This window comes from Aurantimonas sp. A3-2-R12 (assembly GCF_036016755.1).
GTDB lineage: Bacteria > Pseudomonadota > Alphaproteobacteria > Rhizobiales > Rhizobiaceae > Aurantimonas > Aurantimonas coralicida_A.
The window spans coordinates 18,191-34,350 of record NZ_JAYXIH010000005.1; the positions used below are offsets into that span (position 1 = coordinate 18,191).

General features: G+C 63.0%; 15 protein-coding genes. 12 read left to right on the forward strand and 3 right to left on the reverse strand.

Going from position 1 to position 16,160, the window contains the following annotated elements:
• Positions 1–22: 22 nt before the first annotated feature.
• The 12 genes from VSX60_RS03995 (at position 23) to VSX60_RS04050 (ending at position 13,535) form a co-directional block, all read left to right on the forward strand.
• Positions 23–3,160 carry a formate dehydrogenase subunit alpha gene (locus VSX60_RS03995; RefSeq protein WP_327622863.1) on the forward strand — a complete coding sequence of 1,046 codons (3,138 nt, stop codon included), beginning with the start codon at positions 23–25 and terminating at the stop codon, positions 3,158–3,160.
• A 10-nt stretch (positions 3,161–3,170) separates the two neighbouring features.
• Positions 3,171–3,767: a formate dehydrogenase FDH3 subunit beta gene (gene fdh3B / locus VSX60_RS04000; protein ID WP_327622864.1), complete on the forward strand. Its 597-nt coding sequence runs from the start codon at positions 3,171–3,173 to the stop codon at positions 3,765–3,767.
• A gap of 21 nt (positions 3,768–3,788) precedes the next feature.
• A complete protein-coding gene (locus VSX60_RS04005; protein ID WP_327622865.1) occupies positions 3,789–5,015 on the forward strand; it encodes a formate dehydrogenase subunit gamma in 1,227 nt (408 codons plus the stop codon).
• Positions 5,012–5,140, forward strand: coding sequence for a hypothetical protein (locus VSX60_RS04010; protein ID WP_327622866.1), 129 nt, complete (start codon positions 5,012–5,014; stop codon positions 5,138–5,140). The genes VSX60_RS04005 and VSX60_RS04010 overlap by 4 nt, the downstream gene beginning before the upstream one ends.
• Positions 5,141–5,235: 95 nt before the next feature.
• Positions 5,236–5,592 (forward strand): NADH-quinone oxidoreductase subunit A, encoded by a 357-nt coding sequence (locus VSX60_RS04015; RefSeq protein WP_327622867.1) that lies wholly within the window; start codon positions 5,236–5,238, stop codon positions 5,590–5,592.
• The gene (locus VSX60_RS04020; protein ID WP_327622868.1) at positions 5,583–6,722 is read left to right on the forward strand and encodes a hypothetical protein; all 1,140 of its coding nucleotides are present in this window, start codon (positions 5,583–5,585) and stop codon (positions 6,720–6,722) included. The genes VSX60_RS04015 and VSX60_RS04020 overlap by 10 nt, the downstream gene beginning before the upstream one ends.
• Complete coding sequence (locus tag VSX60_RS04025) at positions 6,719–7,642, forward strand: NADH-quinone oxidoreductase subunit H (RefSeq protein WP_327622869.1); 924 nt, start codon at positions 6,719–6,721, stop codon at positions 7,640–7,642. The genes VSX60_RS04020 and VSX60_RS04025 overlap by 4 nt, the downstream gene beginning before the upstream one ends.
• Positions 7,633–8,397, forward strand: coding sequence for an NADH-quinone oxidoreductase subunit J family protein (locus tag VSX60_RS04030; RefSeq protein ID WP_327622870.1), 765 nt, complete (start codon positions 7,633–7,635; stop codon positions 8,395–8,397). Before VSX60_RS04025 ends, VSX60_RS04030 begins: the two co-directional genes overlap by 10 nt.
• Positions 8,394–8,699 (forward strand): NADH-quinone oxidoreductase subunit NuoK, encoded by a 306-nt coding sequence (gene nuoK, locus VSX60_RS04035; RefSeq protein ID WP_187389396.1) that lies wholly within the window; start codon positions 8,394–8,396, stop codon positions 8,697–8,699. Before VSX60_RS04030 ends, nuoK begins: the two co-directional genes overlap by 4 nt.
• Entirely contained in the window at positions 8,699–10,624 is a 1,926-nt protein-coding gene (locus VSX60_RS04040) for an NADH-quinone oxidoreductase subunit 5 family protein (protein ID WP_327622871.1), read from the forward strand. The genes nuoK and VSX60_RS04040 overlap by 1 nt, the downstream gene beginning before the upstream one ends.
• Before the next feature lie 3 nt (positions 10,625–10,627).
• Positions 10,628–12,124 (forward strand): complex I subunit 4 family protein, encoded by a 1,497-nt coding sequence (locus VSX60_RS04045; RefSeq protein WP_327622872.1) that lies wholly within the window; start codon positions 10,628–10,630, stop codon positions 12,122–12,124.
• Position 12,125: 1 nt separating this feature from the next.
• Positions 12,126–13,535: an NADH-quinone oxidoreductase subunit N gene (locus VSX60_RS04050; RefSeq protein WP_327622873.1), complete on the forward strand. Its 1,410-nt coding sequence runs from the start codon at positions 12,126–12,128 to the stop codon at positions 13,533–13,535.
• A gap of 61 nt (positions 13,536–13,596) precedes the next feature.
• Here the strand turns inward: VSX60_RS04050 and VSX60_RS04055 are convergent, their stop codons facing one another.
• The 3 genes from VSX60_RS04055 to VSX60_RS04065 all read right to left on the reverse strand — a co-directional run bounded on the left by VSX60_RS04055 (position 13,597) and on the right by VSX60_RS04065 (position 16,121).
• Positions 13,597–14,826, reverse strand: coding sequence for an adenylate/guanylate cyclase domain-containing protein (locus VSX60_RS04055; protein ID WP_327622874.1), 1,230 nt, complete (start codon positions 14,824–14,826; stop codon positions 13,597–13,599).
• Between the two features lie 481 nt (positions 14,827–15,307).
• On the reverse strand, positions 15,308–15,592 hold the full coding sequence (locus VSX60_RS04060; RefSeq protein WP_327622875.1) for a copper-binding protein: 285 nt from the start codon (positions 15,590–15,592) through the stop codon (positions 15,308–15,310).
• A 40-nt stretch (positions 15,593–15,632) separates the two neighbouring features.
• Entirely contained in the window at positions 15,633–16,121 is a 489-nt protein-coding gene (locus VSX60_RS04065) for a cupredoxin domain-containing protein (protein WP_327622876.1), read from the reverse strand.
• Positions 16,122–16,160 lie beyond the last annotated feature (39 nt).

Here is a 16,160-nt window from a genome sequence, read left to right on the forward strand (position 1 = left end):
CATCAAGACAGGGATCGTTGCCTTGCTACGGAAAAAAACTTCAGTCGCCAGCGCGCACCGTGCTTCCACGGTCCGTTCCGACGCCGCGACGGTTTCCCGCCGCAGCTTTCTGCGCAATTCGGGGCTGGCCGTGGCCGGCCTCGCCGGAGCCAGCGCGATGGGAAGCGGCATGGTCCGCGCGCAAACTGAAAAAGTCGCCCGCGGCCCCGCGGATACGCAGGTCAAGAAAACCATTTGTCCGTTTTGCTCGGTAGGCTGCTCCATCTGGGCGGAGGTCCAGAACGGCGTCTGGATCGGGCAGGAACCCGCCTTCGAAAGCCCCATCAATCTCGGTACCCACTGTGCGAAAGGCGCGGCAACCCGCGAACTCGCAATCGGCGAGCGAAGGCTGAAATACCCGACCAAGCTGGAGAACGGCAAATGGGTTCGGATCAGTTGGGAACAGGCGATCGACGAGATTGGCGACCGATTGCTCGAAATTCGGGAGAAGAAGGGACCGGATTCGGTCTACTGGCTCGGGTCGGCCAAATTTTCCAACGAGATGGCCTATCTGTATCGCAAGTTCGCCGCTCTTTGGGGCTCGAACAACACCGATCATCAGGCTCGTATCTGTCACTCGACCACGGTCGCCGGCGTCGCCAATACCTATGGTTACGGCGCCATGACCAACACCTTCAACGACATCCACAATTCCAAATCGATCTTCCTTCTCGGCGGCAATCCTGCGGAGGCGCATCCCGTCTCCATGCAGCACCTGCTGCGGGCCAAGGAGAACGGCGCCAAATTCATCGTTGTCGACCCCCGCTTTACCCGAACCGCCGCGCATGCCGACGAGTATGTGCGCATCCGCCCGGGAACCGATGTCGCGTTTCTGTGGGGAGTGCTGAACTACATTCTTGAGCAGGGATGGGAGGATGAGGAGTACATCAACCAGCGGGTGTTCGGGTTTGATGACATCCGCAAAGAGGTGGCGAACTATCCCCTTGATGTCGTGACCAACATCACCGGCATTCCGGAAAACCAGATCCGGCGTGTGGCGGAGATCGTCGCGCAGAATCGTCCGGGAACCCTGGTCTGGTGCATGGGACTGACCCAGTCGACGATCGGCAGCAGCAAGACGCGCGCTGCCTCGATCTTCCAGTTGGCTCTCGGCAATATCGGCAAGCCCGGCGGGGGCGCGAACATTTTTCGCGGGCACGACAACGTCCAGGGCGCAACCGACCTCGGCGTCGCCTGCGACGATCTGCCCGGCTATTACGGCCTCAGCGAGGACGCATGGAAACATTGGACCCGGGTCTGGGACCTCGACTACGAATGGCTGCGGGACCGCTTCGCTTCCAAGGAGCTGATGGAACAGAAGGGCATGCCCGTCTCGCGCTGGTTTGACGGCGTGCTCGAGCCAGCCGACAACATCGAGCAGCCGCACCCCCTTAGTGCCATGATCTTTTGGGGTCACGCGCCGAACTCCCAGACCCGCGGGCCCGATCTGAAAAAAGGCCTGGAGAAGCTCGATCTTCTGGTGATCGTCGATCCAGTGCCAACCGCCTCGGCGGTAATGGGTGAGCGGACCGACGGCGTCTATCTTCTGCCCGCCGCCACGACGATGGAATGCGCCGGTTCGGTCACCAATTCGAGCCGGTCGCTGCAGTGGCGTGAAAAGATCGTGGAGCCGCTATTCGAGGCAAAGACCGACTACGAGATCGCGCGGCTGTTCGCCGAGAAGCTTGGTTTCTCCGAGCAGTTGCTGAAGCACATCGGCGTCGAGGACGGCGTGCCAGTGGCGGAAGACATCCTTCGCGAAATCAACCGCGGCATGTGGTCTGTCGGCTATAGCGGGCAGAGCCCGGAGCGGTTGAAACTGCATATGCAATACCAGCATCTTTTCCATCCCACGACGCTGATGGGCATGAGCGGGCCGGTGAAGGGCGAATATTACGGCCTTCCGTGGCCGTGCTGGGGCACGCCGGAAATGAAGCATCCGGGCACGCCCATCCTCTATGACCAATCGAAGACCATTGCGGAGGGCGGGCTGCCGTTCCGGGCGCGGTGGGGCGTCGAGCACGACGGCCAGAACCTTCTCGCCGAGGACAGCTATCCTAAGGGGTCGCCGATCCAAGACGGCTATCCCGAGATCACCGCCGCGGTGCTCGAGCAGCTTGGATATCTCGAGCTGCTCACGCCGCGCGAGCAGCTCGTCATCGTCGCCACAGCAATGGGCAACTACCATCCCTCGCTGCTGGAGATGAGCGACGCGGATGCCCGGCAAATGCTAAGCCAAATGGATGAGCCGACATCATCGGACGTGGACCCAGCGGTCGAAGCGCGGAATGTGCGCAAGCAGTTTCCCGATATGTCGGACAAGGCTCAGCAGGCGATTGCCGCCTATCTCGCTCATAAGAAAAATGAGAAGGGCGACACGGGCTCGAAGAAGCAGGCCGGCGCAAATGACAAGAAGGAGCTTTCGAAGACGGAGCCGCTGCGCGACAAGATCCTGCGCACCAACTGGAAGACCGATCTGTCCGGCGGGCTTCAGCGGGTGGCGATCGCCAATGGCCTGGCTCCCTTCGGCAACGGCAAGGCGCGGGCGATCGCATGGAATTTCCCCGACGCGATTCCCGTCCACCGGGAGCCGCTGTATACGCCGCGCCGCGACCTCATCCCGAAATACAGGACCTACGAGGACCGCACCGATTTTCGGCTGCCGACAGCCTATTGGTCGATTCAGAAAAATGACTACAGCCAGGAGTTCCCGCTGGTGCTGACCAGCGGGCGCCTTGTGGAATTCGAGGGCGGCGGCGACGAAACGCGGGCGAACAAATGGCTTGCCGAATTCCAGCAGGAGATGTTCGCCGAGATCAATCAAGCAGACGCGGCGCGGGCCGGCATCTCGGACGGCGGCCAGGTCTGGGTCGCGACGCCCGAAGGCGCCCGCATCCGGGTCGCCGCGCTGGTCACCAACCGAGTGGACGAGGGCACGGTCTTTCTGCCCTTCCATTTCGCGGGCATGTGGATGGGAGAGAGCATTACCGACCGCTATCCGTCCGGGACGGTTCCCTATGTCACCGGCGAAGCCGCCAATACCGCCATGACCTACGGCTACGATGTCGTGACCTTCATGCAGGAATCGAAGGCGTCGCTGTGCCGGCTCGAACCCGCTTGAGGAGTAGCAGATGGCTCGGATGAAATTTCTGTGTGACTCGGACCGCTGCATCGAATGCAATGCCTGCGCGACCGCGTGCAAGAACGAGAACGAGGTGCCGTGGGGAATGGTGCGCCGACGGGTCGTCACGATCAATGACGGCAATCCCGGCGAGAAGTCGATCGCGATCTCCTGCATGCACTGCACCGACGCGCCCTGCATCGCGGTCTGTCCGGTCTCCACGCTCTATCAGAACGACATCGGCATCGTCCTGCACGACAAGGACACCTGCATCGGCTGCGGCTACTGCTTCTACGCCTGCCCGTTCGGAGCGCCGCAATATCCGCGCGATACCAATTTCGGCTCCCGCGGCAAGATGGACAAATGTACCTATTGCGCCGGTGGTCCCGAGGAGACCGGCTCCCAGGCCGAGTTCGAAAAATACGGTCGCAACCGGATCGCCGAAGGCAAGCTGCCGCTTTGCGCCGAGGTCTGCTCGACCCGCGCGCTGCTCGCCGGCGACGGCGACGTCATCTCCGACATCTACCGGGAACGGACCGAACACCGCGGCTATGGCTCGGGAGCATGGGGCTGGACGACCGCCTACCACGCCAGCGATGCGGCCTGATCGCGAGAAGGAGAACAGGACATGTCAGCAGCACGGATAGCCGGCGGTATCGTTGCGCTGCTCGCCGGCCTCCTCCTCGGTGTGGTGGTCGTTCTCAGCTTTACGGGCGAAAGCGTCGTGCAGCCCGAGGTGTCGGTGGCGGCGGCGTCTGGCAGGGGCGAGGCGAGCCCCGTTGTTGCCGACGAGGCGTTGAGCGCGCGCTCAAAGTTGCTCGACGACCGCGTTGAAGCTGGCCAGACCCGCGGCGTGAGTGTGGACACGGACGGTGGAGGACGTGCCAATCTCGTGTTCCGCGAAGGCGTGGCCGCACCTCGGCAACTGACCTCCTCATGGCTGACGATCGGAGAAAAGGAAGCGCCGATCCTGCCCGAGGCGAGGCGCATCCAAGGCATATCCTCCCTGCCCTATCGCAACGCGGCATCGTTCGAGCAGCCCGGCGGGCGCACCTGGCGCAGCCTGCACAACGATCAGGTGCGGTACGGCGGCAGCTGGGTCATCTTCGGCGTACTTGCCACGCTCGGCCTGTTTCTCTTCGTTCGGGGCCGGGTCAGGATAGCCGAAGGAAAAGCCGGCACCACGATCAAGCGTTTCTCGGCGACCGAGCGCGCCAATCACTGGATGACATCATCCGCCTTCGTTGTCATGGCGCTGACCGGTCTCGTAATCCTCTATGGCAAGCCGCTGTTGCTGCCGCTGATCGGCGAAGCGGCTTTGGGCGATCTCGCCTGGGGCAGCGCCTGGCTCCACATGGCATCCGCGGTTCCTTTCGTCATCGGCGTGACGATGATGGTGGTGTTTTGGCTGTTCCATAACATTCCGACACGGCTAGACTGGGAGTGGCTCAAGCGCGGCGGCGGCATGCTTCGCGATGACGGCAAGAACCCACCGGCCCGCAAGTTCAACGCCGGTCAGAAGATCGTCTTCTGGGGCGTGACCCTCGGCGGCTTCGCGCTGCTCGCGTCGGGCCTCCTGCTCATGTATCCGTTTCTGCTGTTCGGATATGGCGGGATGCAGACGGCGCAGCTTTCGCACGCGATCATCGCTCTTTTGATGATCGGGCTCATCTTCGGGCATATCTATATCGGCACGATCGGGATGGAGGGGGCGTTCGCGGCGATGTGGTCAGGATGGGTGGACCGCAACTGGGCCAAGGAGCATCACAGCATCTGGTATCGCCAGATGACGGGCGAGGTCAGGGCGCAGGAGCCCTCCTCCGCCGAGGCCGCTCCGGGAGAGCGCGGACCATGAAAGCATTCATCATTGGGGTCGTGCTCATGGCCGCCTTGGCGGCGCTGACGATCGGCGTGTTTCCCCTCGCCGAACAGTCGAGCGCGGTGGAAAGCCCCTCCGTTCATCTCGACGAGGAACGCTGATCAAGGACTTGGATCTGGCTGAAAGGTTTTGCTGATCGGGTTGACGATCGCCGAGAACTGCACAGGTCAAGAGAGGCGACCGACACGAAAAGGACATGGCTTTGGAAGGCTTGGCTGGCGCCCTTGTCATTGCATTTTTCGCGGCATCGATCGCCGCTGTGGTCCGGTTCGCGCCCTCCGGTTTTGCCGCCTCCCTGACCGAACCCCAGAAGACGCCGTTTCTTGGCGGCGGGACGCCGGACACCCATGCCTGGCAGCGCTACCATGTCCGCTACTACCCAATGACGCTGCTCTTCGTCGCCTTCGAGATGGAGATGATGTTCATGTATCCTTGGGCCGTCGTCTTCGTCGAAGAGGGCGGCAAGGCGATGATAGAAATGGGGATGTTCCTCGCCATCCTCTCCGTCGGGATCGTCTATGGGTGGCGGGAGGGCATCTTCCGGTGGCAATAGCCTTGCTTCGCCGCCTCGCGGGCGCGGCACCCGTCCCTGTTTTCGCGGCTGTCGGCGCCGGGATGCGCGCCGCGGCTGACGACCTTTTTCTCGACAGCCGGATCACTCGAACAAACAGCGTCTGCCATGCCCGAATTCTGCTTGTCGCGGGGCCGGTACGGGAGGCCGATCAGGACGATCTCCGCCGCCTGCATGATCAGATGCTACATCCTCGCGCGACGCTCTGGTGGAAGTCGAATCCCGGGCCGGACTTCGCTGAACCGGCGACTTCGGACGAGGACGACCCCGTCGCGGCTCTCGAGGCGATCCACCGCGCGCTGATCGACGGGACACGGGATAGCGAACCGGACATCCTGCCAGACGAGCCGCCCAATCCCTGGCGCGGCAAGGGAGATTACGGCCAGGGCGGCGAAGGGATGATGGGCGGCACGCCTTATGGCCGGCCGATGGCGATGACCGACGATGATCTGCGCGACGGATTGGCGCTCGACGCCTATACTGCGCCGTTCGGCCCGTTCCTGCCGATGCTCCCGCCGGGCCTGAAGCTGTCGGTGACATTACAGGGCGACGTCATTCAGACCGCAGAGCTTTTGCGACCGCCCTTTCCCCAGGCAAAATCCGCCGACGGGACGGTCCATGCCTTACGGGCTCTTGCGCATTTCCTGCCGGTCCTCGGCCTCGAGGCACACGCAATCCGCTGTCTCGAGGCCGCTCGATCCTTGAGCGTCGGCAAAGCCATAGAGCTGAACAGAATCCGACAACTGCTTCGCTGGTCCGGTGCGCTTGCCGCGATCCCTCCCGGTATCGGCGTAGTCGAGGGTGCCGACGTACGGATGCGGGTCGAGCGATGGCTGGCCGCGCTGGACGAAAGCCAGCCCGGGACGTTCGATGATTCCGCGACAACCTCTCCCCTCAAATCTGCTCGTCTCGTCGACCTGCTGCGCGGGCGTGAGTGGAGCGAGGCCATTCTCATCGCCAACAGCTTCGATACCGAAACGCTGATCTCCCTGGCGCCTGTCGAAGCCGAGGCGGACGATCAGGACCGGAAGGACGAAAACCGGATGAATCATGAGGGGCATGGGGCTGGAAACCCGCATGGCGCACACGCTCACAGAGCGCCGGGCGCATGACTCAAGTGCTCGCGACCCTCGTTCTGCCTCTGGCTCTTTTGACCGGCATCGTCGTAGCCGCCGTGCTCGACCGGACAGTCCCTGCCCTCGTCGCCGGCCGATCCTTGAAAGCAAGCGTCGTTGGCCCGATTGCGGTGGCCGCATCTTTGGCCATGGCGCAGACCGGCGGGACGGAACATCCCGACAGGGTCAACTGGATTCTCGCTCCCATCCTGTATTTCACGCTGGCCGCCATCGGTCTGAGCGTCGTTCCCTTCGCGCCGGGCGTCGTCGCCGCGGATCTCGATGCCGGCATCGTCCTGTGGGGCGCGTGCGAATCGCTGACCGTCGTCGCGGTGTTCCTGCACGGCTGGTCTGCGAACTCGCCGCTTCCCTTGATCGGCGCCTATCGCTACGTCGCGATCGGGCTTCCTGCCATGCTCCTGTCCATGTTCGTGCTGATCGCGGCCGCGCTTCCGGCCCAGTCTCTCGCCGTCACGGACATCGTCGAAGCGCAGCGGAGCGTCTGGAACATCGTGCGCCAGCCCGCCGGGTTCGTCCTTTTTCTGATGCTCGGTCTTTCGCTCAGTCTTCGCGGCCCCTTCGACTATGCCGATCCCTACGATCTGGCCGGTGGAACGACGGCCGAGATCTCCGGGACGACCCGTTTGACATGGTGGCTGGCGCGGCTCGCCATGCTCGTCTCGGTTTCCGCGATGGCGGCGACGGTCTTCCTCGGCGGGTATCTCGGCCCTATCCTGCCCGGCTTCGTATGGCTGGTCCTGAAGACAGGTCTCGTCCTCGTCGTCCTCGTCGGCGCCGGCGAACTCTTCGCCCGGCTACCGCCGGACCGGATGATGAACCTGATCTGGCTGGCGCTGTTGCCGCTGTCGTTTCTCATGCTCGTCGCCGTCGGTGTGGAGCTGCTGCTATGGGGCTGATCGATCTTGCCTTCCTGGCGCTCTCCGCGGTCGCGATCGTCTCCGGCTGGCGCGTGTTCGCGACCGATTCCATGGTGCGCGCCTCGTTTCTTCTGCTGTTGTCCTTCACGGCCGTTGGCCTGATCATCCTGATGCTGGCGGCACCCTATATCGGCATCGCGACCATCTTCATGATGGCGGTGGAGATGATGGTGATGGCCCTCTTCATGGTGATGTTCATGATGAACCCGGCCGGACTCAATCCCATGATGATGGTTCACCAGAACCGCTTTGCGATCGGCGCCGGCGTCGTCGCCTTTGTGGGGCTGAGCGCAGCCATCCTCGCGACGGATTTCCCGACCGACCCTGTCGATCCGGGCCGGCAGGTCATCCGCGACCTTGGCCTGGAGATGCTCGGCCCGTCGATGCTCATCTTCGAGACAGCAGGCGTCACACTTCTCGCCGCAATGGTGGGCGCCGTCGTTCTGTCGGCGCGAACCGGGCGTTTCGGTCGCTCGGACGAGGGCTCCCGCCCCCCAGGGCTAGAGGTGGGCGGCGAGCCGGCCGGCCGTCGGGTCGAAAAGGCAAGCGGTCACGGCCATCATCACATGCACGGTTCCCATGATGGACATGAGGACGCGGAACACGCGGAGGGACATCCGGAGGCTGACGGTCACGACGCCGATGGCGGCGAAAGCGGGCGGCGGCCGTCGCTGCGCAGCGATTGGTCGGCCGGGGACCGATCGATGACCTCGAAAACGGAGGCACCCTCGTGAGTCTCGTGAGCGTCCTGATCGTCGCCAGCGCCCTGATCGGCATCGGCCTATATGGCGCTCTGTCCCAACAGTCCTTTGTCATGCTGATGATGGGACTGGAACTGATGCTCAATGGTGGCCTCCTCGCGGTGATCGGCTTCTGGTCGTTCAGCCTCGGCGGAGCACCGGAGGGGCAACTTCTGGCGATCATCGTCATGGCCGTGATGGCCGTCGACATGGCGGTCGGATTCGCGCTCGTCACCGCCGTCTATCGAAAACGACAGGCCGACACGACCGAAAGCCTGGGGACGATGAAGCACTGATGCTGTTCCTGGTCGCCCTCCTGCCCATTGTCGCCGCGGCCGCCGTGCCGCTGACATCCCAGCTCGCCGGTGCCCCCAGCCGTCGCCTGCTGATGGTCGTTGCGATGGTCGGTCTCGGGCTCACTCTTCTTCTGGCGTTGCTGGCCGCCGCGGGCGGTTGGACCGGAACGATCGTCTGGTCGGGACCCCTCCGCCTGACCGCGGTGCTGACACCAATCGCCGGCGCCATGGCGATGCTTGTGCCCGTGATCGCGCTGCCGATCCTGGCCTATGCCGCCTTCCACGAAGACGAGACCGGTCTCGGGCGGCTCGTCGCGATCCTGCTCTTGTTCGTTGCCGGAATGGAGCTTCTGGTGATCGCCGACGATCTGCTGACTCTTCTGATTGGCTGGGAGCTGGTCGGTGCCTGCTCCTATCTTCTCATTGCCCATGATTGGCGTCATGCCGATAATGCCGCGTCCGGCCTCTACGCCTTCCTGATGACACGCTTCGGCGATCTCGGATTGTTTGCGGCGGCCATGGCCGCCTACGCCGCGACGGGCTCGTTCTCCTACGACGGTCTGAGCAACATCTCAGGCCCGCTCGCCGCCATCGTCGCGTTCGGCCTCTTGCTTTCGGCGGCTTCGAAATCCGGCCAGGTCCCGTTTTCCCCTTGGCTGTTTCGCGCCATGGCGGGACCAACGTCCGTCTCCGCGCTCCTCCACGCGGCAACGATGGTCGCCGCTGGCGCCTATATCCTCATCCGCCTTGAACCATTCCTGGCGACGGTGCCGGGCGTCCCTGAAACGATTGTTGCGATCGGACTGGCGACGGCTCTGTCGGGCGGGCTGGTGGCAACCCTCCAAAACCACGCCAAGAAGCTGCTCGCCGCGTCGACGTCGGCTCACTATGGCCTGATGTTCGTCGCCGTGGGGTCCGGATATCCCGGCATCGCCTTCCTGCATCTCGTTGCCCACGCCGCCTTCAAGGCGCTCTTGTTTCTGGCCGCCGGAATCGCGGGGGAACGGGCGGGGAGCTATGGCCAGCATCTCATGGGGTTTGGCCGGGCGTTGCCCCTCGTCGCGACCATGACCGCCATCGGCGCCCTCTCTCTGGCCGGCCTGCCGCCCCTTGGCGGTGCCTGGACCAAGGAAGCTATCGTCACGGCTGCGGAGCATGGGAGTGTCTGGATTGCGGCGGGCGTGATCCTGGCAGGCGGGCTCAGTGCGGCCTACGCGACCCGGTTTCAACTGTCAGCGTTCGGGCTTGTCGAACGCCAGGAGCAGGATTCTCCCAAAGCCAAGCCCGGCCGGGTCGAAACAGGCGCCATCGTGGCGCTCGCCCTGCTGACGCTGGCAACATCCCTCGTCTGGGTGCCGTCGGTGCGCGAAGCAATCGGCCGGGTGCTCGAAATCGAGCTCCTTGAGGCAAGCCTCGCGACCTTTATCCTATCGACTGCGGCCGTCGCGGCCGGGCTTCTCGTCGGTGTGTTTCTGGTCCGCCGTTTTCCGAAGATTGGGGTTGAGGAACGATCCGCGGAGACGGCCGACTGGCTCGGCCTGCCGGACCTGATCGAGCGGACCGTCACCCGTCCCGTAACACGCTTGGCAGTGGCGGCCGCGGCGGTGGACGATCGGGTGATCGATGCCGGCGTCCGGCTGATCGCCAATAGTGGCGCTCGCGCCGCGCGGCTTGGCGGTCGGAAGGACGATCGCGTCCTCGACCGCGGAGTCACCGCCAGCGCCAGCGCTGTCACATGGCTCGCCTCGGCGAGCGACCGCACGGGCGAATGGCTGATCGACGGCCTCGCCGAGGGCACCGCCCTGATCGTCGGGCAAAGCGGGCGCGATGCCCGGCGCCTGCAGACAGGCATGTCCCACCATTATTATGCCTTGGCCACCGGCGGCGCGATCCTCGCCTTCCTGTTCCTCCTGATTGTCTCCTGACCCATGCTGACACTCGCTATCCTGCTCCCGCTTTTCGCATCCCTTGCCCTGGCCGTGCGACCGGCCTGGAACGAAACGATGGCGCGCCTGATAGCGATGGCGGCGTCGGGTCTGTCGCTGCTGATGCTGGTCATCGTCTGGATGGGCTTCGACACGGGCGCGGACGCGCCAGCGTTTCAGGCCGTCGGCGAGTTGCAATGGATTCCGACGCTCGGCGTCGCCTGGCGGGTGGGCGTCGACGGCATGGCGCTCGCCATCTCCCTGATGAGCGGGCTGCTGTTTCTCTGCGCCCTTGCGTGGCCGGCCGATTACAAAGGGCGTGCGCGACAGTACTATGCCTGGTTCCTGTTCCTGCAGGGGGTCTCGCTCGGTCTGTTCCTGACCCTCGATCTGCTCGTCTTCTACGTCTTCTTCGATCTCAGCCTGGTCGGCATGTACTTTCTGATCGGTCGCTGGGGCCATGGGGACGCGGAATACGCGGCGCTCAAATTCTTCATCTATACGCTCGCCGGATCGCTGGCGATCCTGCTGGCGATCCTCGGTCTCGTGCTGGCGAACGATACGCTGACCTTCGACATGCGCGAATTGATCGCCGCTCAGCCCCTGCAAGGAGTGGATATTCGATCGAGCCTCGTGCTCCTGGGATTTCTTGTCGGCTTCGCGATCAAGACGCCGCTCGTGCCGTTTCACACATGGCTACCGCTCGCCCATGTCGAAGCGCCGGGGCCGGCCTCGGCGATCCTGGCTGGCGTTCTGCTCAAGATGGGCACCTACGGGATCGTGCGGATTCCGTTCTCGATGATGCGCGAAACCTTTGCCGCTTATGCTTTTCCCTTGGCGATCGTCGCCGTCGTCTCGATCCTGTGGGGTGCGATCGTCGCGCTTGGCCAAACCAATCTGAAGCGGCGGATCGCCTACACCTCGGTCAATCACATGGGCTACACGGTCCTCGGCATCGCCGCGGCCGGCGCGGCGATTGGCGGCGACGCGGCGCGAAGCCTGGCGCTCAACGGCGCGATAACCGAGATGGTCGCGCACGGCCTCATCACCGGCGCGCTGTTTCTCATGGCCGGCTCCTTCTGGCAGCGAACCGGAACCTACGAGCTTTCGGCCTATGGCGGGCTTGCCCGCGTTGCGCCGAAACTGATGATCGGATTTTTCTTGGCCGCCTTCGCCAGTTTTGGCTTGCCCGCGCTGGCCGGCTTCGTGGCAGAGTTTCAGATTTTCGCCGGCACCTTCGCCGTCTATCCTTGGCTCGCCGCGATCGGCCTGATCGGCATCCTCATCACCGCCGCGTTGTTCCTGTCGATGCTGCAGCAGATCTTCTTCGGTGAGCTTGCGGATCAGCGTCAGGGCTTCGCCGATCTCAACAGGACTGAAGTCGGATTTCTCGCCCTCCTTCTTGCCCTGGTCGTGCTGATCGGCATCTATCCCGGCTGGCTCCTTGCCATGATCGAAACCGGGTCGGCTTTCCTGCCTCTCCAGGGGACCGAAGGCTGACATGATGCCGCTTGGAGATATTCTCCCGGAGATCGCCGTCATCGTGACGGCGGTCGCCATTCTTTTGTTCGCGTCTTTCGCCCCGCAACGGCTGCAGTGGATCGGCGCACCTCTCGCCCTCTGTGGGCTGGGCGTTGCCGCCTTCCTTTGCGGGCTTCAGATCGGCTCGGAGCGGCTGACCTCCTCGGGAAGCTGGGCGCTCGATGCGGCCAGCATTTGGGGGCGATTGCTCATCCTCGGCGCGACGGCCTTCGTCGTCGTCATGTCGCCCGATTGGTTCGACCGGGACCGTCGGCATGGCGAATACTACGCCATCCTCCTGTTCTCGGCGCTCGGCGCGATGGCGATGGCCGGCGCCGCCGATATCCTCCAGCTCGTCATCGGCGCCCTGCTCTCCTCGGCTACCGGCTATGTTCTGGCCGCCTATCATCGCGACTGGGCCCTGTCGGTCGAGGCCGGCATGAAGTTCTTTCTGATCGGCGCGCTGGCCAATACCAGCTTGATGCTCGGCGCCATCATGATGGTCGGTATGCTGGGTGATACGGGGTTCACAGGGATGAGAGCCACGCTGGCCTCCGGTGAATCGTCGCCAGTCCTGCTGCTGGGAACTGTCCTCGTCCTCGTCGGCCTGAGCTACAAGCTCGGCGCCGCGCCTGCTCACGCCTGGATGCCCGATGTCGCCGAAGGCGCCCCGGCCCCATCCGCCGCCTTCCTCACGGTCGTGCCGAAGATTGGAGCCGCGATCGTGCTGGCCCGCCTTGTCTCACTGTTTCCCATCGACGCGGCCGCCGTCCGGCCTTTGGTAGCGGCCTTGGCGCTGATCACCATGACGCTCGGAAACCTGGCTGCCCTCTGGCAGGACGATCTGCGCCGGATGCTCGGCTGGTCGTCGGTCTCGCAATCGGGCTACGCGCTGATGGCGATCACCGTAGTCGGGCTCAGTCCCGCCGCGATGCCGGCCCTGATCATATTCCTTCTAGGCTACAGCACCGCCAACCTCGCGACCTTCGCCGCGATCACGCATCTGCGTGGCCGCACCGACCGCGCCGATTTCTCCGGCCTCGCCAGCAGCAGGCCACTGGAAGCGACCGCCATCGTTATCGGGCTCTTATCCCTGGTCGGCATCCCGCCGCTGATCGGCTTCGTCGGCAAGCTCGAACTGTTCCTCGCGACGATCGATGGCGGATACGGGTGGCTGGCGGTGGCCGCTGTGGCCAACACGGTAGCCTCGCTGTTCTATTACCTGCGCTTCATCGCGCCGATGGTCTTCGCCAAATCGTCGCAGCAGCCGGCAACGCTCGGGGCATGGTCCGGTGTCGCCATGGTCACCGGGCCCATTGCCATCGTCTTGCTCGGTCTGTTGGTGAACGTCATCCTGGCGCCGCTCATCGGGACCGAACTGCTGCCCTGATGATTTTGGGCTACGTCATTCCGCCAGAGGGTCCGCTACGGCGGAGATCACCTTGCGGCGATCAGCTCAGCATCTGTTCAATCGGAAGATAAAAAACATCTGCGGCTTCCATTCGGCCAGGCACCTGAACGTTTTGACTCCATCGCCAGCTCAATCCGAGCCGTCCTGACGGCAATCGCCGCAGGATCTCCCGCGAAATGACGATCTTGGCCCCAAGCGTCTTCGACATTTCCTGCAGGCGATGTGCAAGGTTCACCGCATCCCCGAGTACCGTGTACTCGCTGTGCCGGCCGCCGAGGACAACCCCACCAATGACATGACCGTGGTGGATCCCGACGCCGAACTGGAGCGGGATCTTGCCGTCATTGGTCCTCATGTCGCTCCATGTCTCCAGGCGATGGATCAGGTCGCACGCACAGTCGAACGCACGCACGGCGTCCGTGGCATCGGGGTGGGGAAAGCCGAACACCGCCATGACGCCGTCGCCCATGAACTTGTCCACCCGTCCGTCCCATTCCGAAACCGTTTCCACCACCCGTTGACGGTATTCCGACAGCAGCGACGCGACATCTTCCAGCGCCATTTGCTCCGACAACCCCGTGAAGCCGCGGATGTCGATAAAGACGACGGCCGCCTCGTTTCGCTGAAGTCCGACATGTGCCCCACCCGATGCCAGTAACACCGCCGTCGTCGGAGAGAAAAACCGGGAAAGATTGGCGCGCTCACTTGACGTCGACACAGCAAAGCGCACGAGCCGCCTGATGTCGACCACCAACATGACCTGGATGGCCGCGACAGCCGCGAAGGCGAGAAGGCGTACGCTCGCCGCTTGTAGTTCCTCTGATGACATCCCGATCTGGAACGGGTCGTCGAACAGGGACAGCGCCGCGACGGCGGCGGATCCCAGAGTCACGAGGGCAGCGAAAACCGCCACCGGACCGGCGCGCATCCGCATGCTGGCATGGGAAAGAAGGACAAATGCGATCGCCAGACTGGGCGTGGCCAGCGCTTCCACGAAGGACGAGCCGGGAATAAACATGTGCTCGGCCGCGAGATAAACGACCAAGGCGGCGTCGATGCAGATGTAGGGCCAATTCAGCCACGAGCGGAACAACCCGGACACCACGAGAGCCACGGCCAGAACCGACGTCGCGGCGTACGCGATCAACAGCGCGATATGCGCCTGATGGTTGATAACGTCCGGCTCGAGAGCCACCGAGATGGCGAAGACGAGAAGGGCGAGGAAGCGCCAGATGACGGTCCTCAGCTCGTTACGCCGCTCGACCTCCAAGATCATTCCGTCGATGTCGCTGCGGCCCGAGTCGATTGCTACCATTGGGGTGATTGCCTCGGCATTTTGATTCCTTGATGTCGCAGTCAACGTTGACGGCGCGCACGACGGCAAGAACACGCGCTCTCACGCCTGCCTCGCGTCTCGGTTTGCAGTAGAGGGAGATCTGTCCACCGATCGAAGATCGCAATCGATCCAATCAGCGGACGTTGTCCCCGAGCGCTTCTCGTCGGAAGAATGCGATGGCGGGATTTATCTGATTAAATACTGTAGCAATATTTTATTCTTCCTGCCAATATATATAAAGCACTGAATTTTGTCATTATGATGACAATAATAATACGATGTTATATTAAAAAAGAAAGATAAATATTATTATATTTCTTTATCGACGGCTCTCTCAGTCGATTCGCAACCAGCATAGTCGTCGCGAACCGGCTCGGGGCGAACTCCATTCGCCCCGAGCCGTGAGTGTCGAGCCCTACTTCATCTCGACGACGGTAAGCTTGCCTTTAACGCGGTCGGCGACGAACTCGATGTTCTTGCCTTCCTTCGCTTTGGTCAGCATCTTTTCGTCAGAAACCTTGAAGACCATGGTCATTGCCGGCATGTCGAGGTTCTTCAACGCGCCGTGCTTGATCGTCAGCTTCTGCTGCTTGGCGTCGATCTTGGTGATCTGGCCCTTGGTGTATTCGACCGCGAGGGCTGGACTGGCCAGAGCGAGCGAAAGGAACGAGAGCGCGGCGATTTTGATGAGCTTGGTCATGTGATTTTTCCTGATTGTGAGGGTGAGAGATGTGTCGCGTTCAACGCGACGCGACGGTCAATGGGCCATGCATGCCCATGTCGTAGTGTCCGGGGATCAGACACGCGAATTGGAAGTCGCCGGCCTTGGTGAAAGTCCAAACGATTTCGCCGGCTTCCTCCGCGGGCAGACGGATAGCGTTGGGATCGGCATGTTCCATCTCCGGGAACTTCTCCATGAGCAGCTTGTGCTCATGGACCCCTTCCGAAGTATCCATGACGAACTCGTGCTCCAGCACGCCGTCATTGGCGATGACGAAGCGGATGGTTTCGCCCTTCTTGACCTCGATCTTGGAAGGTTCGAACAGCATGTCGCCGTCCTCGGTCTCCAGCATCGTGATCTCGATGGTCCGATCGGCGGTCGCCGCCTTGCCGGCTTTGCCGATCGCCACTTCGTCCTCATGACCGCCGCCATGCTTACCGCCGGCCGACGCCGATGTGGCGACGAGCGCGGCTGCGAATGCCGTCGCGATGAACAGTCGTTTCTGCATAAATTATCCTCGTTTCGTTTTGTGTTTGCGTCCCTTGCT